Source organism: Pelagibacterium halotolerans B2, assembly GCF_000230555.1.
Taxonomy (GTDB): domain Bacteria; phylum Pseudomonadota; class Alphaproteobacteria; order Rhizobiales; family Devosiaceae; genus Pelagibacterium; species Pelagibacterium halotolerans.
Map to the genome: position 1 here is coordinate 2,067,176 of NC_016078.1, position 23,108 is coordinate 2,090,283.

The following is a 23,108-nucleotide window of genomic DNA, read 5'->3' on the forward strand; positions in this document are numbered from 1 at the left end:
CCGGACCGGCGCACGACCGATGCGCCGGCCCTGGTTTATCCGAACATCGCCTGGGGAATAAGCAGGGCAGTCTGCGGGAACAGCACCATAAGCAACAGCCCCAGTCCCATTGCCAACCAGAACGGCAGAACGCCGCGGAAGATGGTGGACATCGGGACGTCCTGTGCGATGCCTTTCACCACAAAGACATTCATCCCCACCGGCGGCGTGATCATCCCCATCTCGATCATGACCACCGCAATCACTCCGAACCAGATCGGATCGAACCCCATGCCCACGACGATGGGAAAGAAAATCGGGATGGTAACCACCAGCATTGCAAGCCCGTCCATGAACGTGCCCAGCACCAGATAGGCAAGAACGATAAGCAGCAAAACGCCGTACGGTCCGAGCCCGAGCGAGGTCATCGCTTCTCCCAATGTGCCCGGCAGGTCAGTCAGCGCCAGGAACGGATTGAGCACGCTCGCGCCAATGATGATGAGATAGAGCATCGCTGTGGTTCGCACTGTGTCCGAGAGGGCCAGTGTCGCTGATCGCAGCGTCAGCTTGCCCGTGAACAAGGCCATCATGACCACAAGGCCGGCGCCGATACCGGCCGCCTCGACCGGTGTGAAAACACCGAGGTAGATGCCGCCGATCGAAACGATGATGACCAGGATCAACGGCAACGCCCGCAAGGTGGCGGCGACGCGTTCTCCAAAGGGCATGCGCGGTCCACGTGGCCCGGCGGCGGGATCGCGAAGCGTTACGATCAGAACGGTAAAGATGAACAGTCCCGTCAACAGCAGCCCCGGCAGGATGCCCGCCATGAAAAGCTGACCGATGCTCTGTTCGGTGAGGATCGCGTAGATGACGAATCCGGTCGATGGCGGAATAAGGAAACCGAGCGTTCCCCCTGCCGCCACGGCGCCCGTCGCCAGACTGCTCGAATAACCGAAGCGCTTCATCTCCGGCAGGGCTACCTTGCCAATCGTCACGGCGGTCGCGACAGACGACCCGCTGACGGCGGAAAACGAGGCACAGCCAAGGATCGAAGCGGAGGCCAACCCGCCGGGCATCCGCCCCACCCAGGCAAAGGCCGCGTCATAGAGCCCCTTGCTGAACCCTGCGACCGAGGCGATGTTTCCCATCAGGATGAAAAGCGGAATGACCGTCAGCGAATAATTGGAGACCGCAGAGAAGGTCTCGGTCAGGAACAGGGCGTTGGCCGCTCGTCCACCGCTCAGCACCCAGGTCCCGACAAAACCGACAGCCAGCATTGCCATGCCGACGGGCGTGCGCAGGATCATCAGGATGAACATCGCCCCGATGCCCGAAAGACCAATGGCAAAATCAGTCATTGGCACGCGCTCCGGCCCGAACGATGTCCAGAAGCTGCAGCGTCAGAACAACCACGTAGAGAACGGCACTCAGCGCCATCAGCCCATAGAACGGCCAGAACGGAATGCTTATCATGTTGGTTACGTCGCCATACTCAAAAGCGTCGAACGCCTTGTCCCAGGCGCGCCATGCCAGAACGCCCAGCAGGAACATGCCCAGCACGCGCGCGATAATATCGCCGATAAACCGGCCCCACGGGCCGATTGCGCCATCGAGAACATCGACCCTGACATGGGCCTCGCGCTGCGCCGCCGCCGGCATCGCCAACATGACCAGCGCCACAGAACCGAGCTGTATGATCTCGTTGGAGCCGAGAATGGGCGCGGAAAGAAAGTAGCGCATAATGACGCCCACGAACGTCGCCAGTAACAGAACGATCAAGGCCAGCGACGAAAGCAGGGTCAGTCCGCGGACCGCCCACTCGACCAATGCCGAGTGGGACAATCCACCATCCCTGCCGCCGGTCGGGACGTCACTCATCGCCGAGTGCTTCCACATAGGCCCGCGCGTCGACGCCCGCCGCTTCGGCTTCCTCGATGATCTGCTCGACAACGGGCGCGGATGCGGCATTGAAAGCCTCGACGGCCTCGGGGGACAATTCGATCACTTCCTTGCCCTCGGTTGCCGCGAAATCGTCGAGTGCCGTATTGGCGATTTCGAGCCACGCCGCGTTCCCGTTGAGCGCGGCCTCACGGCCGGCCTCGAGGACCACGGCCTGCTGGTCGTCTGAAAGACTTTCAAAACCGTCGCGGTTCATGACCAGGAAGAACTGCGAAATCGCGGTGTCCATTCCGACCGTGATGTAATTGGTCACCTCGGCAAGGCGGAATGCGGTCAGCGTAGTAGCGTCGATCATGGCGCCATCGATGACGCCGGTCTGCATCGCGTTGTAAACGTCGGTCGCGGGCATTGAAACCGGAACGCCACCCCAGGCCTCGACGACCAAGCCGGCGTTGCGGGACGGCACGCGGATATTGAGGCCGTTCAGATCGTCCATCGAGCGGATGGGCTGGCTCGCGGTGAACAGCAGATTGGGCGCGTTGTTCCACAGGCTCAAAAGCACAACGCGACGATACTCGTCCGAGAGCATGTCGATATTGGCAAGCATGCGCTCAGTGCCCGTTTCCGGATCGATCACGCCCGGCAGTTCCGCAAGCAGTGTTTTGGGGAACGTCGAGGCGGTATAGCCAGGCAGGCTGAATACGATTTCGGCAACGCCATCAACCGCACGATTGTACTGCTCGGCCGGGCCCGGGCCAAGCTCGCCGCCCATGAAGACGCGCACCGTGACCTCGCCATCGGTCCCTTCCGAGATCGCCTCTGCCATCGGCGTATAGACCGAGTCGACGACGAAATGAGTGGGAGGCTGGAAGTCAGCCAGCTTGAGCTCGACCGCCAGTGCTGGCGTCGCAACCAATGTCGCCGCGGCCAATGCCGCAGCCAATGATTTTGCAGTCATGATTTCCTCCCGTGCTGCATATCAATCCGGCGCCCTTGGGCCCGTCTTCCACTGGGACCGCGTGGCGGAGCATCGCTCCGAACCCGCTATACCCAGGGTCTAGTTTGCCGTCTCCTTTTGATGCGTCACGGCACCGACGGCAAATTAATATGTTAACGTATCATATGTTGACTTCCCATAATTGGTCAACACGAAATGTTTGGGCACGACCACAGGCTCGCGTTCCTCGACTGCTCACGGTTTTCCGACCGGCGGGGTGCCGTGCGTGTGAAACGTTTCGATTGTCTTGAGACCCCACGCCTGACCCTTCCTGCGGTCGGCTTCCGTCCAGACAACGGGCTTCCAGTCCGGCGCCAGGATCAGGCGGGCGCCTGCATTGGCGAGTTCCACCCTGTTGCCCGCAGGCTCCCAGACATAGAGAAAGAACGTGCCCTGGATGGCGTGTTTGTGCGGACCGGTTTCGATATGCACCCCGTTCTCAAGGAAAATATCGGCGGCGCGCAGAATGTCTTCACGCTGGTCGGTGGCATAGGTCACATGATGAAACCGTCCCTGCCCGCCCCCGTGCTCCTCGGTGCAGGCCAGATCATAGGTCTTGTTGTTGACGGTGAACCAGCAACCGCCAAGCCGGCCGTTGTCGAGTTCGATCATCTCGGTCACGCGGCTTCCCAGACAGGTTTCCATGAAGGCGCGGAATTCGGTGACATCCTCGGCCAGGAGATTGATGTGATCGAGCCGACGGGGCGACGCTCCCTGCCCGTGAAAGCGGCTGGCCAGATTCTTCAGCGCCGGCCGGTCTTCGGGCGCGGGATCGTAGTGCCTCGTGTCCCAATAAATCTCGAAGACATGCCCGAAGGGGTCTTCGAACCGGTATGCCCTGCCATGCCCGAGATCGCCTTCGACCCAGCCCAGCGATTCGAAGCGGCTCGCCTCGATTGCCGCGACGCGCCGCATGAGCGCGGCCTCCGATGACACGCGATAGGCTACATGGCCAATGCCCGTGGTATCCGAACGCGTCAGCTTGAGCGTATGGAACTCGTAGTCGTCCCAGGCCCGCAGATAGACGCTATCTCCCTCGCTTCCGCTTTGTTTGAGCCCATAGATTCTCGTGAAGAAATCAAGACTCTCATCGAAGCGATTGCTTAAAAGTTCGACGTGCCCGAGATGGGCAACGTCAAATATCGGTTCGACCGGCATTCTGCCTCCACCCTGCGCCGTAGCTGATTGCACGGAGCACTTTCACCACAGCCAATACGTTCCCGGCATCGTCCATCCTCTATCGGATGGTTCGATGCGTGCAGAAGGCTATTGAATGTCACAGAAGGAAACAATAATCAGACTAGAGACACTTCGTTTCCATTTGTGAACGATAGCCCGATGCAGTTCCAGCTCGACGACATACCGGTTTTCGCAGCGATCGTTGACCAGAACGGCATCTCCGCCGCTGCCCGGCAGCTTGGCATGTCAAAGTCCGCGGTAAGCAAGATTCTGACACGGCTCGAACAGGCGATCGGCACCCGGCTCATCGACCGCAACTCGCGCAATTTGCGCATCACGGCCGACGGCGAGACCTTCTATCGTCAATGCCAGCCCATTATCGAGCAGGCGGAAAATGCCCGCGCCGTGATGGGCGGCCTGCTTGCCGAGCCGGTCGGCCGTCTTGTGGTGGCAGTACCGCCTGCCTTTGCCCGGGAAGTCCTTTCCCCTCACCTGCCGGGCTTTACGTCCCTATACCCCGGGATAGAGCTGGAAATCATCGTGACCACCCAAAAGCTCGACATCCTGCGCGATCAGATCGACCTTGCCGTCGTGGTGGGCGCAATCGAGGACACCGACCTCGTGGCACGACCGCTCTACCAGGGACGCCTGATGTGGGTCACAAGCGCTCGCTATGCCGCGGGGTATGATCTGGGGCACACCTCCGACGACCTCCTGTCCCATCTGAGAATCTGCGAGACCCGCTATGCGCATGCGGGCATAGCCATTCGCGAAGGCGGGGTCCGCCGCCGCCTTCCGTTGAGCAACGGTGTCGTCAAGGTCAACGATCCGATCATCGTGCGCGAAGCCATCATGAACGGCATGGGAATATCGTTTCTGCCCGATCAATACTGCAGGTCGCCATTGCAGTCCGGCGATCTTGTCGAGATCTATGACAAGGTGCAATTCGATCAGGACGCATCGGTGCTCTCGGCGGTTTATCCAAGCAGGCGCCTGCTTTCCAATCGCACGCGGGCTTTTCTCGATTTCCTGCTGAGCACCTGCCGCAGGTTGTGACCTCAGGCCACTTTCTCGAAATCGAACCGGCCAGAGGCAAGAAAACCGGCGACTTCGGCAGGCGGACGCCGGGCTGCTCCATCAGCAGTGCAAGCTGTTTTGAGGTTTCGACGCCCTCAACCACCACGGACATGCCCAGTTCCGAACTCAGGTTGGCAACACCGGCAAGCAGGCGTCGCGACCGGCTGCTCACCTCCACGTCCTGCAGGAACGAGCGGTCGATCTTGACCTTGTCCAGTGGGAAGTGGTGGAGATAACTCAGGCTCGCATAGCCGGTGCCGAAATCGTCGAGCGAGATGCGCACGCCAAGCTCACGCAGCTTTTCCAGCGTGGAGCGAACGGCCGCCGTGTTTTCGAGCAGCAGCGACTCGGTAATCTCGATCTCCAGTCGATGGGCCGGCAACCCCGCACCTTCGAGCGCCGAGACTACCGCAGCAATGACATCGCCCCTGCGGAATTGAACCGGCGAAATATTGACCGCGACGCGCACGTCTCCCGGCCAGCTCGCGCACTGCCGGCAGGCTTCTCGCAGTATGTGGCCACCCAATTCGATAATCAGGTTGGTTTCCTCGGCGACGGGAATGAATTCTTCGGGCGAGATCAGTCCCCGTTCGGGATGCCGCCAGCGCGCCAGCGCTTCGCACACGACACTGCGACCGGACCGAAGATTGACGATGGGCTGGAAGAACACCTCGAAATTGCCGTTGTCGAGCGCGTTGCGGATATCGATTTCCATCGCCCGGCGCGCCTGAACCCTGGCATCCATCTCGGGTTCGAAAAAGCGCCAGACCCCACGCCCGTCCGACTTCGCGCTGTAAAGCGCCAAGTCCGCGCATTTGAGCATCTGTTCGAAGGTCGTGCCGTCACGCGGCGTCAGGGCAATACCTATGCTTGCGCCAATAACGAACTGATGGCCGTCGACCGTAAACGCTTCGCTCAGCGTCCGCACGATTCGCTGTGCCACAAGACTCGCCTCGTCGGCCGGCCCTTTCAACTCGCGCAGCACCACGAACTCGTCTCCGCCGAGCCGTGCGATAATGTCCGAAGACTTCATCACCTTGCGAAGCCGGTCGGCCACGAGGCACAAAAGCGCGTCACCGCAAGGATGACCCAGCGTATCGTTGACGACCTTGAACTGGTCGAGATCGATAAACAGCAACGCACAGGGCCGGCCGCGCCCGATCACGGCTTCGAACTGTTCCTGGAAATGAGACCGGTTGGGCAACCCCGTCAGGGCATCGTAGCGCGCGAGGTGCTCGATCCGCGCCTCTGCCTTGCGCTTTTCGGTAATGTCCTCGATGAGCAGAACAAAGCCCCCTGCCTCGATGGGCTGGAACGTCAGTTGAAGAATCCTGTATCCCGTCGCATCGAGGATCAGCGCACCGCTGCCATCGGCGCCGCTCCATTCCCGGAAAGCCGCAAACACCGCTTCCCGCGCACCGGGCAGAACGCCGTTGGCTTCCAATGCCGTTTCGAGCAGCGACACGACCTCCTGCCCCTTCCAGGTGGCCCTCGCGTCGAGGTTGAGCAGGCTCGTGAAACGATCGTTGAAAACGACGAGCCTGTGTTCATTGTCAAACATGCACAGGCCATGCGGCATGTTGTTGACTGCTGTATCGAAATGAGTGGCAAGCGCGCGAAGGTCGTGCGAGGCGACCACGGCGTCAAAGAGCGTGAACCTCAGCCGCGTGGCGATGGTTCTGACGCTGAGGAAAAACGGCACCAGTACCAGCGCCAGGAACAGATAGGCAGCCTCGAGGTGCAGCAAGAGGCCCAGTATCATCGGTATCGCCGCACAGGCCGTGGTGAACGTCACCAGTTGGTCCGACGAATAATTGCGCCCCGTGATTCCAATCATGTATGCAAGGCAAACGGCAAAGCTCACCAGATGAACCGCAGGATCGGACGAAAGCGCGAACGCAAGAAAGCACCAGAGGCTGAGAAGCACCGCGAAGGTGGACGATCCGACGATATAACGCCGTTCCCAGCGGCGGGTGTCTGCCACCGTCTGCGTACCCGAAGTGCTGCGCTCATAGGCATTCATGTCCAGCCAGCGCACAAAGCCCGTCAGGGCAAGTGGAACGGCGCACAATGCCAGCCAGATGATGCCGCTTATCCAGCCCGTTACCAGTGAGGCCGCGATTGCACTCGCGGTTCCGGAAAAGAGCGAGCGCCTGTCCCTGTAAAGAGCACTCACCGAGGAAATATAGACCTCGGCGGGCAGGTTGGGCGCGTTTTCGGGAGAGCCTTTACCCATGGTTAATTCGCCATACCCCTGCGGAACCAATACGATATAAATTGAAAGCTTTTAAAATCCGCTCACTATGTCTCAGCAATTTTAAATATTGCCGCCGCAGCCAGCATGCTGATTTCAATTTTCTGCCCTCTGCGAGCCATTCATTTTGCCATTGAATTCCTTAAAAGGCACGGAACGTTTTTAAAGCTGCTAGGGTTCCGGCTTGCAACGCTCCAATATTACTTGGTTAATATTTCGTTAAACTGGAAAATAACCGAGCGTCACGGCAATGTCAAAAACGCAAAGGCGCGATTTACTGACGCCACCGCCTGACAAGCACCAATTGACCTTGGTTAAAAGTTAGTTAAAGTTGTCCTCTGTACGGTTTGGAGGGCAATTCATGAGTTCCGTAGCACCAGTTGGGGTCGTTTCGTTTTCCCAGCGCCTGATCGATTTCCTTGACAGGATCGAATATCGGCGACTGGAAGCCACCCAGGAGCGGGAAGAAGCATTCAACCTGCGCTACGAGGCGTATGTTCGCGAAGGCATGATCCCGATCGGCTTCGAAAAGCGCCTGACCGACGGCTATGACGATGCCGATAACGTCCATGTTTTCGGCGTCCATATGGACGGCGCGATGGTCAGCACCATTCGCGTCCACTACGCGAGCCCTGAAAACCCGCACTCGCCCACCGTCGACGCATTTCCCGAAACTCTGAAGCCGGAAATCGACAAGGGGCACATCGTTGTCGATCCGACCCGCTTTGCCGTGCATCCCTCGATGAGCGGCCTGCATCCCGAACTGCCCTATATCACCGCAAGACTGGGCTTTCTTGCTTCGGAATATTACAGCGCCAATTTGGGCTTGGCCTCGGTGCGGGTAGAGCATCAGGCTTTCTATCGGCGCCTGTTCGGCATGCGGCCACTGTGCCCGCCGCGCGAGTATCACGGGTTGAAAAAACAGTTGAGTCTGATGGGAATCGACTACTGCGCGGTGCGCGAGAGCGTGATCGCCCGCTATCCCTTCATGAACGCGACATCGGCCGAACTGGAAATGCTCTTCGGATCAAACCCTGTGCCGCTTCATGCGATGACACCCGCGACCCTGCCACGCGTGGGTCCGGCAAACCTCCACTAGACGGATCGGATACGTTGCAGACCGGCTCGATCCAGCCGACCGGTTTGCTCGACCCCGATCGCGCTGCGCCGCAAAATCAGCCCAGGCGCCGGCGAAGCCCGGAGACCCGTCCAGCGGCTGCAATGGCGGCCGCATCGTCGACGAATCGTTCGAGCAGCGTGTTGAATTTCTCGGGAGCCTCCAGAAAGGGCGCGTGACCGGCCGCCCCTATGACATGGCATTTCCCATCCCAGAGGTTGGCATAATCGAGACTGGCGACGTAATCGAGGCGAGCGAACGGCTCACGCTCCCCATTGACCACCGCGAGGGGCAGCGCGCTGTGCTCGACAACTTTTTTTTGATCGACACCGACGCCCATCATCAGGCCGTGGCCCATGATCTTTCGCATCCGCCAGTCGGTGCGCGCAATCGCATCGCGCAGTTCGGGCGATGCGGCTTCGCCAAAACAAAGCCGGGCAAACCTGTCCATTTCCCGGCCCGTAAGCCGGCCCTTCGTCGTCAATGTCAGGTCGAACTGGGGCTGGAAACCGCGCAACACGCCCAAAACACCACGCGCGACGGGCGGCGTCCCCACGATCATCAAGCCCGCTATGCGTGGATCCCTGTCGAGCAACTCGATGCCGACATGGCCGCCCAGCGACCAACCGACGATCACGATATGATCGATCGTCAGGGCGTCGAGCACCTCGCCAACCGTATTGGCAAGCCCTGGGATTGTATAGGCCGCCTTGGCGTCTGCCGCGTCATCGGATGCTCCATGTCCGGGCAGATCGAGTGCGATCAGGCGATACCGGTCCGCGAGCGGGCTCTCCATTTGCCGCACGAAAACCTTGCTGGAACTCGAATTGCCATGCACAAACAGCACCGGGAAACCAGACTTTCCGGTTTCAGCCAGGGCGATACGCGCTTGCCTTGTATCTATGCGGCTGTAAAACATCCCAGGTTCCGCCGAGTATATCAATCCAGCCAATTTAGCGGATCGCGCGTGTAAACCGCGTTAACATCGCAGTCGAGCCGAGCCCATCCGGCCATTTCCCGAGGATCTTCATGAGCAACTCGCAGCCCAAAGGACAAGACCCTGCCTACATACTGGGCCATTCGGAACGCGAATTGGTGCGGCTGGAACGGCAGGCTGCCCTGTTTGCAGATCTGACCCGCGATATCCTTTTGCGGGCGGGACTCGAAAAGGGCATGCGTGTTCTCGATATTGGCTGCGGCGTTGGCGACGTCTCGCTGATAGCGTCCGAAATTGTCGGCCCGGACGGGGCGGTTACCGGTCTCGATCCATCCCAGGCAGCCCTCTCGGTCGCGCATGCGCGGGCAGAGGCCAAGGGGCTCGATATATCGTTTGTCCCGGGCACATTGGAGACCGTCGATATCGCGCCCGACATCGACGCGGTGATCGGGCGGTTCATCCTGCTGCACATGACCGATCCCGGCGCCACCATTGCCGGACTGGTGAACCGACTGCGTCCGGGCACGCTGGTCAGCTTCATCGAATTCGATATTTCAACCTCCTACGCACAACCGGCCCTGCCGCTTCTGCACAAATCCATAGAACGGATCGCAGAAGTCTATCGCCGCTCGGGGCGATCCGCCGATATGGGCGCCGGCCTCTATCCCGCCTTTCGGGCCGCCGGTCTGACCCCCGGCATGATCGGCCTTACGCGCATCAGCAACGATCAGGACGTCGACGGTTTCGCCTTCATTGTCGAGTCCACCCGCAGCCTGATGCCGGCAATGGACGCTCTGGGTATAGCAAGCACCGAAGAAATAGGCATCGAAACGCTCCATGAGCGGTTGATCGATGAAGCCCAGTCCGGCGAGGATCCCAGCATTTTCTACCCACGGCTCGTCGGCGCCTGGGCACGAGTCTCCTGATAGCGGCAGAGACAATGCTGGGGGTAAGCGGTGAAATCGCGAACCGGACCAAGGCCGCGACGGCGGCCCGGGTTTTCGCCCGCCCCTCACGGAGCCAGCGAGCGGAGCGAGTTTGGCGCGAATGAAAAATGGTGGGCCCGGAGGGACTCGAACCCCCAACCAGACCGTTATGAGCGGTCGGCTCTAACCAGTTGAGCTACAGGCCCACGCTTCGTTCTCCTAGCGGGTCGGCGCTTTGAGGTCCATGGGGTTTTGCATCTGTTTGCCGTTTTTTCCCCCGGCCGGCCCCGCTGCCGCAAATCCGTCTCAATGCATTAGGAAAACTTGAGCGTTCTGCGTGGGGCACAACCAATTCCAATGATTTAAGAATTCCAGGAGACTATTCATGCGCCTTCCCCTGACATTCGCACCCATCGCGATGGCCGCGCTGCTGGCCAGCCCGGCGCTTGCCGATTCCATGACCTTGAGCGGCACTGGAACCGTGCGTGCCGCACCCGACATGGCCACCATAAACACCGGTGTGACAACGCAGGCCGAGACCGCACGCGAAGCGCTCGACGCCAATTCGGCCGCCATGGCCGACCTTGTCGCCGCCCTGCGTGAAGCCGGCCTTGAAGATCGAGACATCCAGACCTCGGATTTCAACGTCAGCCCGCAATATGTCTATTCAGACCGCCGCGACGACAATGGCTACAGCCTGCCGCCGGAAATTCAGGGCTATCAGGTTTCCAACACCGTCACCATCGTGGTCCGCGACCTCGAAGCTCTCGGCTCGGTGCTCGATCAGGCGGTAACCGTCGGCGCCAATACGATCAACGGCATCGTTTTCGCCGTCGATGATGTCACCAAGCTTGAGGAAGAAGCCCGCAAACTGGCCTTCGCCGACGCCATGGCCAAGGCGGAAACCTATGCCGAAGCCGCGGGGCTGCGCCTGGGCTCAATCGAATCGATCCGGGAAGTGGACACTCAGCAGCCGCCCATGCCCATGTATCGCGCTCAGGCCATGGAAGTGGCCGCTGACGCTTCGGTGCCTGTGGAAGCGGGTGAAATGTCCTATTCGATCACCACGACCGTCGAATGGGAAATCGAGGACGACAACAACTAGGGCCCTTCTGGAAGCCCTCGAAGATGTTCTGGAAGGGCCGGGTCCATCGACTCGGCCCTTTTTCAGATACCAACGGCCTGTGCGATCATGCGTGCGCCCACCACCACCAGAAAGATCGCAAACACGATCTTGAGCAGTCCCGCATCGAGCCTGTGAGCCAGCGCCACGCCAATCGGCGCGGTCAGGGTCGCGAGCCCTCCGATCAGAATAAATGACGGGATATTTATGAACCCGACGCTGAGCGGCGGCGTTCCCACAGCGTTCCATCCCGAAATGATGAAACCGACGACCGCTGGAATGGCAAGGATTACGCCGAGGGTCGAGCTTGTGCCAACCGCCGTGTGAATGGGCGTTCCGAATGCGCTCAGCGTGGGCACCGTCAGCGATCCGCCCCCAACGCCCATGAGCGCGGAAACATAACCGATAACAGCCGCGGAGATGCGATTGACCATCGGCACCCCGGCCAACGATTCCATCAATTTGCGCTGAACCGGCAGAGCCATGTTGAGCGCGATGAACAGCGCCATCACCCCAAAGATGATCTTGAGCGCCTCGGCACTGTAAAGTCCGGCCATAAGTCCGCCCAGAAGGGAAGCGGCAACGATCCAGGGCGCCCATAGCCGGACAATTCTGTGATCGACGGCCCCGCGCTTGTCATGGGCACGCGCACTGCGCAGGCCGGTCGGGATGATGACGGCCAACGAGGTGCCCACGGCCACATGCATGAGGACATCGGGATTATAGCCGAGCAATTGATAAGCAAGCACCATGGCCGGAACCATGATGATGCCGCCGCCAATGCCCAGAAGACCGGCCATGACGCCGGATACGGCCCCCGTCAGCGCCAATCCGATGGCGAAGGGAAGAAATTGTGTGATGATATCGGACAAGAAAGTGTGTTCCTGGGCGCGGGGAAGGCATGCGCCCTGTGCAAGAATATGAATGGCCGCCCGACTCCGTTGCCGCAGCCCGACGCCGTGAATATCGGGCACTTGTTGCCACCTGTCGAGCCCTCCCCCTTAACCTTCGCCAAGCACATGCATGACGACCTGGCGCCGATGCGGCGCATCGCGATGTTCGAAAAGATAAAGACCCTGCCAGGTGCCCAAAACCGGCCGTCCATCGATCACCGGAATGGAAATCGAGGTCTGGGTCAGCGCCGATTTGATATGGGCCGGCATGTCGTCGGGGCCTTCGGTGGTGTGAACGATCCATTCCATGCCGGTCGGCACCAATCGGGCGAAGAACGACTTGAGGTCGGTCTGGACGTCGGGATCGGCATTTTCCTGGACCAGCAAGGAGCATGACGTGTGCCGGCAATAGACAGTCAACAGCCCCTCGCGCACTGAACTCATCGCCATGAAACGTCCAAGCTCTGAGGTGAATTCGTAGAGTCCCTGCCCGTGCGTGGTGATTTCCAGCGTTTCGCTCGATTGCCTCATAGATGCACTCCTTTCCTTCCATTGCAGCCTATCTGGAGTTCGGCGCGGAACCCAAACGGGTTGATCGCGTTTTTGTGACATCTCGAGCGCGTGCCCTTCTGGTGGTGACGCAATGCCCCTTCTGCAACGCCGCCAGGAGGGCACGCGCTCGACCCCCGACACCCTATCGCGGCTATCCGCCTCCGGTGTTGAAATGAATGGAGATTGAAAAATGGCTGATATTGATCGCGACTACACGGATCGCAATCGCACCGAGCGCGAGCGCGTCTATGCAGTCAATTCCGGCGGCAGCGCCGGTTGGTGGATCGGCGGCGTGCTTGTTCTCGCAGTGCTGATTATTGGATTTATCGCCTTGAGCGGCGGCGAGCCGGCGCCTGTGGAAACGACCCCGACAGCGGTTGAAACCACGCCGCCCGCGACAGAAACCGCACCGGTGACCGAGCCCGCCCCGGCTGTTGAAGCGGCTCCCGAAGCTGCCGCCCCGGTGGAAACGGCTCCCGCTGAAACGGCTCCTGCCGAGGCAGCTCCGGCCGAAGCGGCTCCTGCCGAGCCCGCTCCCGCCGAGTAACATTTACCGATCGGGGCGTGTCGTTTGGGCACGCCCCGCTTTCGTTCAGCTTGGCGTCATTTTGACAATAGTATCGTGACTTTTCGTGTGACCGCGCTCAGCGGCCATATCATTTGCCGGGGGGCAGAGGAGAAAATCCCATGAAGCTCAAACAATTGCTCTTGACCAGTACCGCTGTGCTCATGCTCGGCACCCCTGTGGCGCCGCTTTTTGCGCAAAGCGCGGCTCCATCATTGACCCTCGCGCAAGCAGCTCCCCCCGCGCTCGCCGGCGCCATCCAGACCTATCTCGAAGCACAGGCGGCCGTTCAGGCCGCTGAGGCCGAAGGTGGCGACGTGGCGGCCGCACAGGAAGCACTGGCTGCCGCTGAAGGAGAACTCGGCGCCCTTTGTGCCGCCATGGGCCAGAACGATATCGATGCCTGCATCGCCATGTTCGAAGGCGGGGAAATAGCGCCCGCCGCCCCGGCGCCGGAGGCCGAAATATCGGTCGAAGCGGAAGGGGAAGCTGCCGCAGAGGATGAAGCGCCTGCTCCCGAAGCCGAACCTGCCCAAGAGCCCGCGCCCGTAGAGGCTGAGCCTGCCCCGGCCGAGCAGCCGGCTCCGGAAGAAGCCGAGCCCGAACCCGTTGAACAACCGGCCCCTGCGCCGGTCGAAGAGCCAGAGCCCGCCGAGGAGGCGGCCCCTGAGCCCGAGCCTGCCCCGATCGAAGAGCCAGCCCCCCAAACCATGGAAGAGGCTGAACCCGCTCCTGAGGCTCCGGCCGAAGAAGCCGCGCCCCCTGCCGAGCAGCCTGCTGCGGAAGAAACCTCTGCGGTCCCTGCCTCCCTGCTCGAAGCCGTGGCGGCCTATGAAACCGCCGTCGCCGAATTCGAGGCCGCGGTCGCCGCCGGCGAAGACACCACGGCCACCGCTCAAGCCGTGGTGGATGCCGAAGCCGAACTGCGCGGCATTTGCGAGGCCCTTGGCCAGTCCGACCTCGATGCATGCCTGAGCGGTTTCGATATCGAACTCGACATAGTCGACGTCCAGGCCGCGCTTGACGGTATGGAAGAAACACCGCCGGCCGAGGCTGAACCCGCGCCCGCCGAAGGCCAGGAACCGGCTGAAGGTGAAGCCCAGCCCGAGGGTCAGGAACCGGCCCAGGAGATGGATGACGACATCGTTCTCGAAGGCGATATCCAGGGCGAAATCGTGCCTGAGGGAATCGACGCCAGCGAAGTCGCACCGCTTCTTGACAGCGAAAAGGACGCTGCCTCGGAAGCCTCTGCCGACGCACAGGCCGACGAGCCCGTTGAAGCGGAGGGTGAGGTCGAAGCCGAAGCCGAGGCCGATGTTGAAGCCGAAGCCCCGGCTGAAGAGCCCGCCGAACCGGCCCCTGCTGCCGAGCCGGTCGATGTAACCGAGATTCCGTCGATTGACATGGAAGAGGGCCAGGATCGTCAGGAAGTCTCGATCCAACAGATCGAGGAAGCAGCATCGGACTCAGCCGCTGCTACGCTACAGGAAGGCGCCGGCCAGCAGCAGGCCAATCAGCAGGGCGGCGTTCTCGTTGGCCCGGTTCGTGAGGGCCCCTCGAATGCCGAGGTCATCGCCACTATCGGCCTGGCCACCATCTTTGCGATTGGCGCCAATCAGTTCATCGATACGCCCGACACTCCGCGTATCGTCTATCCCGACGATCAGCAGTACTATGTCGAGAACCTCTCGGAGGGCCGCACCCGCGAAACCATTCTCCGGGCCGATGGCAGCCGCATCGTAACGATCCGCGATCAGTATGGCGACGTTATCCGCCGTTCGCGCATTGAGCCCGATGGGCGTGAGATCCTGCTCGTCTATGTCGATCCCAGCTATCGCCGCTACGACGATCAGGGCCGCTGGATCGATCCGGGCCGTCAGCTCCCGCCGCTGGTGCTCAACATTCCGCCCAGCGAATATGTGCTCAACGCGTCCTCTGCCAACGAGCAGCAGGTTGCCACGTTCCTCGACCAGCCGCCGGTGGAAACCATCCAGCGCTACTACACGATCGACGAAGTCAAGCGCTCGTCCCGTCTGCGCGACATGGTGCGTCGTCTTGAGATCGCCGATCTGACCTTCGACACCGGCAGTGCCAATATTTCGCAAAGCGAGATCGGCACGCTCTCGGCTACGGCCAACGCCATGCTGGCCCTGATCGCACAGAACCCGGCCGAGACCTTCCTCATCGAAGGCCATACCGACGCCGTGGGATCGGACATCTCCAACCTGGCCTTGTCCGACCGTCGTGCCGAAGCCATTGCCTATGCGCTGACCCGCGTTTATGGCGTCCCCGCCGAAAACCTTGCCACGCAAGGCTATGGCGAGCGCTATCTCAAGGTCAACACACAGGCTGCCGAGCGCACCAACCGCCGCGTCACGATCCGCCGCATCACCCCGCTCATCACCCCGATGAACGGTGCGGCCGGATAAGGGCTGACCACATAGAGCTTCACGGGCCGGGGCTTACAGCTCCGGCCTTTCTTTTATCGGCTGCCGCAATATGGTCCTGAGTTTTTCCGGCGCGGTCTTGCGCGGATCCCCCAAATAGATTTCGTGGTGCTTGCCCGTCGGCACCCAGCCATTATCGGGTATGTAATCCTCGTGCATCCGGGCCAGAACGGGCCCTTCGTCATCGTAAGATCCGATGTGCAGAACCTGAACGGCCCTGCCCTCCTCCAACGCCTCGACCCGCAGCAGATCCAGTGCCGGTGGCTGTTTCTTTTTGCGTACGGTTTCGATGGTGGACGCGATCATCGCCGGCCCGATCCAGTCGGGCACCATGATCATCATGGTCCAGTCCCATTTGTCCTTCTCGCGGGCGGCAAAGCTTGCGAGGTCCGCGGCCCACCATAACCCTTCGAGCGGCGGGACGGTGTAATCTCGTCCCAATTGCGTCCTGGACGCAAATTTGAGCGCATAGGCCACGCCGTAGAGCGTCTCGATCGCCTGCCGGTATGCAGCCACGACATTGGGATCGCCGTGGCCGTCGATCATGAGGAATCGCGTCGTCGGCACCTCGACCACGTGAAAGCCCATGGATTTCGTCGGACCGTAAAGCGCCTTGAGCTGCTTTTTGAAGTCGATTTTTTCCACGTGCCGTTCTCCACACCGTCCGGCGGCAATGATAGGCGGCGCGGTTAAACTTTGGAAAGAATTCTTGCGCGCTTTGCCCGCAATCCCCATCTGTAGGCCTGAAAAAGCTTCGGAGATTCTTTAATCCAATGTTCGATATCGACAAGATCGTGACCGCCCTCAAGACCGACCCCAACATGCAGCGCACGGCCGGTGCCGGTGCCGCCGGCCTTGCCGCAGGCATGCTGCTCGGTGGTGGAGGCATTAAGAAGATTGCCAAATACGGCGCGCTCGCCGCCATCGGCGGTCTGGCCTACAATGCCTGGCAAAAAAGTCGGCAGGACAGCACCGCCACCGATGTCGAAACCCCGCCCGAAGGGCCCTTTATGCCCGCATCAAGCGATGAAACGGGACAGGAAGCGCTGGGCAAGGCGCTCGTGCGCGCCATGATTTCGGCCGCCAAAGCCGATGGCCGCATCGACGCCGATGAAAAGGAACGCATTTTCCAACGCCTTGAGGACATGAACCTTTCGGCTCAGGAAAAGGCATTCGTGTTCGATGAACTCTCGACCCCGCTCGATATAGAAGCAGTGGTGCGCGGCGCCGATACCCCCGAACACGCCGCCGAGATATACGCTGCCTCGCTCGTGGCCATCGAAGCCGACACCGCAACCGAGCGCGCTTATCTCGACGCTCTCGCCAGCCGGCTCAGCCTTCCCGATGCCCTGGTTGCAGAAATCCACAAGGCCGCAGAGCGGTAACTTTTTGGGAACGAATCGCCGATTTTGCGCTTATCATTGACCGGATAAAAAAGCGGGAGGCTTGATATGACCTATCTCGACCCCGACCACACACGCCCCGCAAACGCAGGGTACATCGCCTTGCGGGTAGCGGCGGTCATTGCGGTGCTCGCATTTGGGTGGTTTGCATTGACAGTGGGAAGTGAGAACTTCACCGGACGCCCCGAGATCGTTCAGGAACCGGCAATCGCCGCTCCCTGAGATCGGATTATTTCTTGCCGCTGCGCTTGATCGAAACGATTTTGAGCGGCGGCACGCCCGATTTTTCTGAAATGGCCCGATCCTGGTCCATGATGGCGGTCAGCGCGGGCTCGTCTCCATCCAGGCCACCGAGCAGGCTGCCGTCAACCTTGCGGTTGGAACGCTGGCTGCCGTCCTCATAAACGATATCGAAAAGCACGAATTCCGTGCGCACGGTTGGCTTCCTGGCCATGAAATTTCCAATCTTTAAACTGAACAGGGCTGCCGCCGAGGCGACAGCCCGCAGGTGTTTTGGGGACATACGAAATTAGTCGAACAGGAAACGGCCCTGTTCGCGGATGATCTGTCGGCCCTTGCCCAGCGTTGCCGCGGCGCAGTCGTCCTTGTCTGAAAATTTGTCGGCGCGAATAAAGGAATAGGTCTTGGTCTCCCCATCGACTTCCTTTTCGATGGTGCCCGCGATCTGATACTCGCCCCCGGCCTTCATCAGCATCGCCTTGATGACGTAGCCCTCGAACTCTTCCCGGGCTTCCACGCTCGGCGTTGCCGGCTGCTTTTCACCGCCGCCCCCGAACAGGTTTTTCCAAAACGACATTCCGAACCCTCCATATGCACGAGGCGGCCGTTGGCCGCCCCGATTTGACTGAACTTAACGCCAAGCGGACTAGTTGTCCAAAAAGCTCCGCAGCTTGCGGCTACGGCTCGGATGCTTGAGCTTGCGCAGAGCCTTGGCCTCGATCTGGCGGATGCGCTCGCGGGTGACCGAGAACTGCTGGCCCACTTCCTCGAGCGTATGGTCGGTGTTCATGCCGATCCCAAACCGCATGCGCAGCACACGTTCTTCGCGCGGCGTCAGCGAGGCCAGCACGCGCGTTGTGGTCTCACGCAGGTTCGATTGGATCGCCGCATCGATCGGCTGGATCGCATTGGTATCGGGAATGAAATCCCCCAGGTTCGAATCCTCCTCGTCACCGATCGGCGTTTCGAGCGAGATCGGCTCCTTGGCGATTTTCAGAACCTTGCGGACCTTGTCGAGCGGCATCTGCAGCTTTTCGCTGAGCTCTTCCGGCGTCGGCTCACGACCGATTTCATGGAGCATCTGGCGGCTGGTCCGCACGATCTTGTTGATCGTTTCGATCATATGCACCGGAATGCGGATGGTGCGCGCCTGATCGGCGATCGAACGGGTGATCGCCTGCCGAATCCACCAGGTGGCATAGGTCGAGAACTTGTAGCCGCGCCGATACTCGAATTTATCGACGGCTTTCATCAGCCCGATATTGCCTTCCTGGATCAGATCGAGGAACTGCAATCCGCGGTTGGTGTATTTCTTGGCGATCGAGATCACCAGGCGCAGATTGGCCTCGACCATTTCCTTCTTGGCAATGGCGGCTTCGCGCTCGCCCTTCTGCACCTTGGAAACGATGCGGCGGTATTCGGCGATGTCGAGCCCGGTTTCGGTCGCAAGCGTCTGGATTTCGGCGCGCAGTTCGTCGATCGTCGCCCGTTCACGGGCCACGAAATCAGCCCAGCCCTTTTCGGAACGCTGGAACACCTTGTCGGCCCAATCGGGATCGAGCTCGGACCCGTAATAGGCATTGAGGAAGTCGTCGCGCTTGATCTTGTAACTCTCGGCAAGACGCAGCAAGCGGCCTTCGTTGCGGACGAGGCGCTTGTTGATGTCGTAAAGCTGTTCGACAAGGCTTTCGATACGGCTGGCGTTGAGTGAGAGGGACTTGACGTCCGAGATCACCTGCGTGCGCCAGGCATCGAGTTCCTTGACTTCACTGGCATCGAGAGACTTGGCGGCAAGCTGGTCCTCGACATGCTGGTCCTGGACCTTGCGCATCCGCCCATAGGTCTCGGCGATCCGGTCGAACGTCTCGACGACCTGGGGCTTGAGTTCAGCCTCCATGGCCGAGAGCGAGAGATTGTTCTCATATTCGTCGTCGTCATCGTCGTCGTCGGGCTGGCCGCCTTCGCTGGCGCCCTCTTCCTCACCGCCTTCGGCCTTTGCAGGACGCTCGGCACGCGATGCAGGAGCGCTCGAGGACACACCTGCCGGTGCCGGCGCCTCCTCGTCTTCGTCCTCGTCGTCATTGCCGGCCGTCGCGTCCGCCATCTTGGCGTCGGGGCCGGCATAGGTGGCTTCGAGATCGATAATGTCGCGCAGAAGGATTTCACCCTCGGCGAGCTGGTCGCGCCAGATGATGATGGCCTGGAAGGTCAGCGGGCTTTCGCACAGTCCGGCAATCATGGTTTCCCGGCCGGCCTCGATGCGCTTGGCGATGGCGATTTCGCCCTCGCGCGAAAGCAGCTCGACCGATCCCATTTCGCGCAGATACATGCGCACAGGATCGTCGGTCCTGTCGGACCCCGACTTGGCGTTGGACGTGTTGGCGACCGCAGTGGTCCCGGTCGTCGCGATCTCGCCGCCTTCGTCCTCGCTGCTGTTGTCGGCCTCGGCCTCTTCGACCTCGTCCTCATCGACGACATTGATGCCCATGTCCGAGAACATGGCCATGATGTCTTCGATCTGCTCGGAGGTTACCTCTTCCGAAGGCAGAACCGCATTGATCTCTTCATAGGTCACATAGCCGCGCTTCTTGGCGGTCTTTATGAGCTTCTTGACGGCGGCATCGGAAAGATCGAGAAGCGGCCCGTCGGGGCCCTCGGTCTGCGATTCCGGCTTGTTGTCCGTCTCGGTCTTGGTCTGGTTGGCTGCCTTGGTGGCCATATAGTTCGCTCTCCTGAGCCGCACCGTGGTTTGCGGCACTGGTGTCATCACCCGATGATCGCATTGGAACTGGGATTGAAAGACATAACAGGGTTAACGAATCGCTGCGTGAGCGTCAAAAAACCCTGAAATTGGCTCGAATCCATATGCGGGTGGAGCGGTCCATACACGCAAAAGCGCGCTGACACGAATCATCTTTTTTCAAAGACTCCGCGTCGCACGCCCGGATAGCGAACCAAATCCCTCGATCAATGCCTCAGTACCGTCGACACTGGAAATCTGATTCTGGATGTCGCGCAGCCGCTCGAATGCGTTTTCGCTCAGGTCTTCGCCTAGCGCCAGTTCGGCTGCTTTGAGTTCCCTATTTAGTTGAACGGATTTGTAATGCAAGGCCAGCGAGTGTTTTAATCCCGTTTCCGCGTCCGATTGTGCGGTATCGGCATCGGCCTGCCATATCCCCTGCCGCGCCAATTGGCCGCGCATCTTGTCCAGCACGGGCCCATGTCCGCGCGCGATCAGGGCCTCGGCGATCCCGTTCGGGCCCAGGTCGGGATGGACGGTCACAAGGTCGAGAAACGCGGCAAGGACCTGCCGCGCCGGCAAGGACTGAAATTCGATTTCCGCCAGTGCCTCGAGCCGGGCCTGCGCCAGTTCGGGGTGATTGACCAGACTCATCAGGATCACCGCTTCTCGCGGAATGACCCCGGGCGTCGCCCCACCTTTCAAAAGTCGTGAATTGCGCAGCGTGTCCGAGACCAGCATCTTGGGGTTGCCGCGCTGCCCGGTGCGCCGCTGCTCATATCCATTGTTTCGCCCGTCTCGCCGGTACTGCCCGCGCGTCGAGATAAACAGCGACGAAATCTTTTCGTCGAACGCCTGGCTGTAATGGCGCCGCACCGAAACGTCGGAAATCCGCGCCGCCCGTTCACGCAGCCGCGCTTCGAGCGCAGCGCGCTGCTCAGGGGCCTCGGGAATGCCTCCTGCCGTCTCCATGGCCCATACGGCATCGGCCAATGATCGCCCGCCGCCGATCAGATCGGCGAAAGCCTGCCGTCCCTGCTGCTTGATGAGATCGTCCGGATCGAGACCGCCGGGCAGCGTCACGATCGAAACGCTCTTGCCGGGCTTGAGCAGCGGAAGCGCAATATCGACCGAGCGCTCGGCAGCCCGCATGCCGGCGCTGTCGCCGTCGAAACACAGCACCGGAATATCGGTCATCCGCCAGAGAAGGTTGAGATGATCTTCGGTCAGCGCCGTCCCGAGCGGGGCGACGGCCCCCTCGAACCCGGCTGCGACGGCGGCGATGACGTCGAGATAGCCTTCGACGACGATCAGCGGCTTGCTGTCATACCCCGCCTGCCGCGCCGCCTGCCCGTTGTAGAGCGTCTGGCGCTTGTGAAAGAGTTCGGTTTCCGGCGAATTGAGGTATTTGGCCGCCACATCTGCGGAAAGCGCCCGCCCGCCAAACGCGATCACCCGCCCGCGAAAATCGGTGATGGGAAACATCAGCCGGTTGCGGAACCGGTCATAGGGCACCGGAATATCGTCGCCATGGACGACCAGCCCGGTTTCGATCATCTCCCTGGCCGAAACGCCGTTGGCCGCCAGGAATTCCTTGAGCCCGTTACGGCTGTCAGGCGCAAACCCGATTTTGAACCGCTGCTGCATGGCGCCGGAAACGCCGCGCTCGAGCAGATAGCCCCGGGCCCGCGCACCCACATTGTGAGCCAGCGCTTCAACGAAATACGCCGTCGCCAGCTCCATGACATCGTAGAGCGACCGCCTCGCCTCGGCGCGCTTTTCCGCTTTTTCGTCCCGCGCCGGCATGGGGACGCCGGCCCGCCCGGCCAGCAGTTCCACAGCCTCGGGAAAGCTCATCCCGGTCTTGTCGGTCAGAAAGCGGAAATGATCGCCACTCGCGCCGCACCCAAAGCAATGATAGCGCCCCCGCCGGTCGTCGGCGTGGAAGCTCGGGCTCTTTTCGCCGTGGAAGGGGCAGCACGCCCACATGTCACCCTTACCGGGCTGGGATTTGCGCTTGTCCCAGACGACATGCTCACCCACCACCTGCGTAATCGGCAGGCGGTTTCGAATCTCGTCCAGAAAATGATCGGAAAAGCGCATGCGTGTTAGGTAAGCACTGGCCGGTGCTTTGTCACCTGCCAGTGCGCTTTCCCCCGTTATTCACAGGCTCAATGCCCGGCCCTGTAGAGCCGCCAGGCCAGCCCCATAAGGCCGAAGGCAAAGACCATCATCAGCACGCCACCGACCATGACGAGGGCCACGGCCGCTTCGAGTGGCCAGAAGACAAGCAACAGCCCGAACAGGACGTAGAGCACCCCGCTCAGCAGCACCGGCCAGATTTTGGCGTAAAGCTCACGTTCGCGCACAACCACGACGATTTCCATGCCCCCGACGAAAATTGCCTGGAAGGCAACCAGATAAACGAGAAATGCCGCCGTGATCAGCGTGCCCAGCAAGGGCGAAATGAGGATCAGAATGCCCACGATGATCGAGAGGGCATTGCGCACCACATCGAACCAGAAATTGCCGGTCTTGCCGCCCCCGAAAGTGATCGCCCACAAGCCCAGCACGCCGTCGATGACAAACAGCGCCGCCGCGAAGGTCGTGAGCACAAGAAGCGCCGCGCCGGGAAACAGCACCGCATAAATCCCCGCGAGCAGCATGAGCGCCCCGCGGAGCCCGGTCAGAATGGAAGGAAAGCGAGACGATTTCTTTTCGTCAGCCATGACAGTCCCCTAAAGCCGCAACAACCCGGGAACCATACGCCTGATATC

Annotated in this window: 20 protein-coding genes, 1 tRNA gene and 2 pseudogenes; 8 read left to right on the forward strand and 15 right to left on the reverse strand. The window is 60.7% G+C overall.

Annotation, left to right across the window (positions count from 1 at the left end):
* Positions 1-35: 35 nt before the first annotated feature.
* The 4 genes from KKY_RS10105 to KKY_RS10120 all read right to left on the reverse strand — a co-directional run bounded on the left by KKY_RS10105 (position 36) and on the right by KKY_RS10120 (position 4,036).
* Positions 36-1,340 (reverse strand): TRAP transporter large permease, encoded by a 1,305-nt coding sequence (locus KKY_RS10105; RefSeq protein ID WP_014131242.1) that lies wholly within the window; start codon positions 1,338-1,340, stop codon positions 36-38.
* Positions 1,333-1,860, reverse strand: coding sequence for a TRAP transporter small permease (locus tag KKY_RS10110; RefSeq protein ID WP_158308067.1), 528 nt, complete (start codon positions 1,858-1,860; stop codon positions 1,333-1,335). Before KKY_RS10110 ends, KKY_RS10105 begins: the two co-directional genes overlap by 8 nt.
* A complete protein-coding gene (locus KKY_RS10115) occupies positions 1,853-2,839 on the reverse strand; it encodes a TRAP transporter substrate-binding protein (RefSeq protein ID WP_014131244.1) in 987 nt (328 codons plus the stop codon). Before KKY_RS10115 ends, KKY_RS10110 begins: the two co-directional genes overlap by 8 nt.
* A 234-nt stretch (positions 2,840-3,073) precedes the next feature.
* Positions 3,074-4,036, reverse strand: a complete 963-nt coding sequence (locus tag KKY_RS10120; RefSeq protein WP_014131245.1) for a VOC family protein — start codon at positions 4,034-4,036, stop codon at positions 3,074-3,076.
* Between the two features lie 180 nt (positions 4,037-4,216).
* Between KKY_RS10120 and KKY_RS20825 the strand changes: the two genes are divergently transcribed.
* Positions 4,217-5,113 carry a LysR family transcriptional regulator gene (locus KKY_RS20825; protein WP_041528697.1) on the forward strand — a complete coding sequence of 299 codons (897 nt, stop codon included), beginning with the start codon at positions 4,217-4,219 and terminating at the stop codon, positions 5,111-5,113.
* Between the two features lie 88 nt (positions 5,114-5,201).
* On the opposite strand, the pseudogene KKY_RS20830 reads toward KKY_RS20825, so the two are convergent.
* A pseudogene (locus tag KKY_RS20830) lies at positions 5,202-7,370 on the reverse strand (putative bifunctional diguanylate cyclase/phosphodiesterase); the annotation flags it as partial.
* Positions 7,371-7,749: 379 nt separating this feature from the next.
* Here KKY_RS20830 and KKY_RS10140 point away from each other — a divergent pair.
* A complete protein-coding gene (locus tag KKY_RS10140; protein WP_014131247.1) occupies positions 7,750-8,487 on the forward strand; it encodes an N-acyl amino acid synthase FeeM domain-containing protein in 738 nt (245 codons plus the stop codon).
* Between the two features lie 76 nt (positions 8,488-8,563).
* Here KKY_RS10140 and KKY_RS10145 read toward each other — a convergent pair whose 3' ends face one another.
* Positions 8,564-9,424 (reverse strand): alpha/beta fold hydrolase, encoded by an 861-nt coding sequence (locus tag KKY_RS10145; RefSeq protein ID WP_014131248.1) that lies wholly within the window; start codon positions 9,422-9,424, stop codon positions 8,564-8,566.
* Positions 9,425-9,534: 110 nt separating this feature from the next.
* Here KKY_RS10145 and KKY_RS10150 point away from each other — a divergent pair, with 110 nt between their 5' ends.
* Positions 9,535-10,368: a class I SAM-dependent methyltransferase gene (locus tag KKY_RS10150; RefSeq protein WP_014131249.1), complete on the forward strand. Its 834-nt coding sequence runs from the start codon at positions 9,535-9,537 to the stop codon at positions 10,366-10,368.
* Between the two features lie 129 nt (positions 10,369-10,497).
* Here the strand turns inward: KKY_RS10150 and KKY_RS10155 are convergent.
* Positions 10,498-10,574, reverse strand: a tRNA-Ile gene (locus tag KKY_RS10155).
* A gap of 179 nt (positions 10,575-10,753) precedes the next feature.
* Here KKY_RS10155 and KKY_RS10160 point away from each other — a divergent pair.
* The gene (locus KKY_RS10160; protein ID WP_014131250.1) at positions 10,754-11,473 is read left to right on the forward strand and encodes an SIMPL domain-containing protein; all 720 of its coding nucleotides are present in this window, start codon (positions 10,754-10,756) and stop codon (positions 11,471-11,473) included.
* A 62-nt stretch (positions 11,474-11,535) separates the two neighbouring features.
* On the opposite strand, the gene KKY_RS10165 is transcribed toward KKY_RS10160, so the two are convergent.
* Together KKY_RS10165 and KKY_RS10170 are read right to left on the reverse strand one after the other, a co-directional pair.
* The gene (locus KKY_RS10165; protein WP_139304939.1) at positions 11,536-12,363 is read right to left on the reverse strand and encodes a sulfite exporter TauE/SafE family protein; all 828 of its coding nucleotides are present in this window, start codon (positions 12,361-12,363) and stop codon (positions 11,536-11,538) included.
* 129 nt (positions 12,364-12,492) lie between these two features.
* Positions 12,493-12,915 carry a secondary thiamine-phosphate synthase enzyme YjbQ gene (locus KKY_RS10170; protein WP_014131252.1) on the reverse strand — a complete coding sequence of 141 codons (423 nt, stop codon included), beginning with the start codon at positions 12,913-12,915 and terminating at the stop codon, positions 12,493-12,495.
* 211 nt (positions 12,916-13,126) lie between these two features.
* On the opposite strand from KKY_RS10170, the gene KKY_RS20290 reads away from it, so the two are divergent.
* Both KKY_RS20290 and KKY_RS19595 read left to right on the forward strand, forming a co-directional pair.
* Positions 13,127-13,483 carry a hypothetical protein gene (locus KKY_RS20290; RefSeq protein WP_014131253.1) on the forward strand — a complete coding sequence of 119 codons (357 nt, stop codon included), beginning with the start codon at positions 13,127-13,129 and terminating at the stop codon, positions 13,481-13,483.
* Between the two features lie 140 nt (positions 13,484-13,623).
* Complete coding sequence (locus KKY_RS19595) at positions 13,624-15,930, forward strand: OmpA family protein (protein ID WP_014131254.1); 2,307 nt, start codon at positions 13,624-13,626, stop codon at positions 15,928-15,930.
* A 33-nt stretch (positions 15,931-15,963) separates the two neighbouring features.
* Here KKY_RS19595 and KKY_RS10190 read toward each other — a convergent pair whose 3' ends face one another.
* A complete protein-coding gene (locus KKY_RS10190; RefSeq protein ID WP_014131255.1) occupies positions 15,964-16,593 on the reverse strand; it encodes a GyrI-like domain-containing protein in 630 nt (209 codons plus the stop codon).
* A 128-nt stretch (positions 16,594-16,721) separates the two neighbouring features.
* Here KKY_RS10190 and KKY_RS10195 point away from each other — a divergent pair, with 128 nt between their 5' ends.
* Both KKY_RS10195 and KKY_RS20520 read left to right on the forward strand, forming a co-directional pair.
* A complete protein-coding gene (locus KKY_RS10195) occupies positions 16,722-17,333 on the forward strand; it encodes a tellurite resistance TerB family protein (RefSeq protein ID WP_014131256.1) in 612 nt (203 codons plus the stop codon).
* Between the two features lie 66 nt (positions 17,334-17,399).
* Positions 17,400-17,573, forward strand: a complete 174-nt coding sequence (locus KKY_RS20520) for a hypothetical protein (RefSeq protein WP_014131257.1) — start codon at positions 17,400-17,402, stop codon at positions 17,571-17,573.
* Positions 17,574-17,580: 7 nt separating this feature from the next.
* Here KKY_RS20520 and KKY_RS10200 read toward each other — a convergent pair whose 3' ends face one another.
* From KKY_RS10200 to KKY_RS10220, 5 genes and pseudogenes are all read right to left on the reverse strand, one after another.
* Entirely contained in the window at positions 17,581-17,805 is a 225-nt protein-coding gene (locus KKY_RS10200; RefSeq protein WP_041529322.1) for a hypothetical protein, read from the reverse strand.
* Between the two features lie 75 nt (positions 17,806-17,880).
* On the reverse strand, positions 17,881-18,168 hold the full coding sequence (locus KKY_RS10205) for an HlyU family transcriptional regulator (RefSeq protein WP_014131259.1): 288 nt from the start codon (positions 18,166-18,168) through the stop codon (positions 17,881-17,883).
* Between the two features lie 69 nt (positions 18,169-18,237).
* Complete coding sequence (gene rpoD, locus KKY_RS10210) at positions 18,238-20,310, reverse strand: RNA polymerase sigma factor RpoD (protein ID WP_014131260.1); 2,073 nt, start codon at positions 20,308-20,310, stop codon at positions 18,238-18,240.
* A 201-nt stretch (positions 20,311-20,511) separates the two neighbouring features.
* Positions 20,512-22,434, reverse strand: a complete 1,923-nt coding sequence (gene dnaG, locus KKY_RS10215; RefSeq protein WP_014131261.1) for a DNA primase — start codon at positions 22,432-22,434, stop codon at positions 20,512-20,514.
* Positions 22,435-22,595: 161 nt separating this feature from the next.
* A pseudogene (locus tag KKY_RS10220) lies at positions 22,596-23,060 on the reverse strand (HdeD family acid-resistance protein); the annotation flags it as partial.
* Positions 23,061-23,108 lie beyond the last annotated feature (48 nt).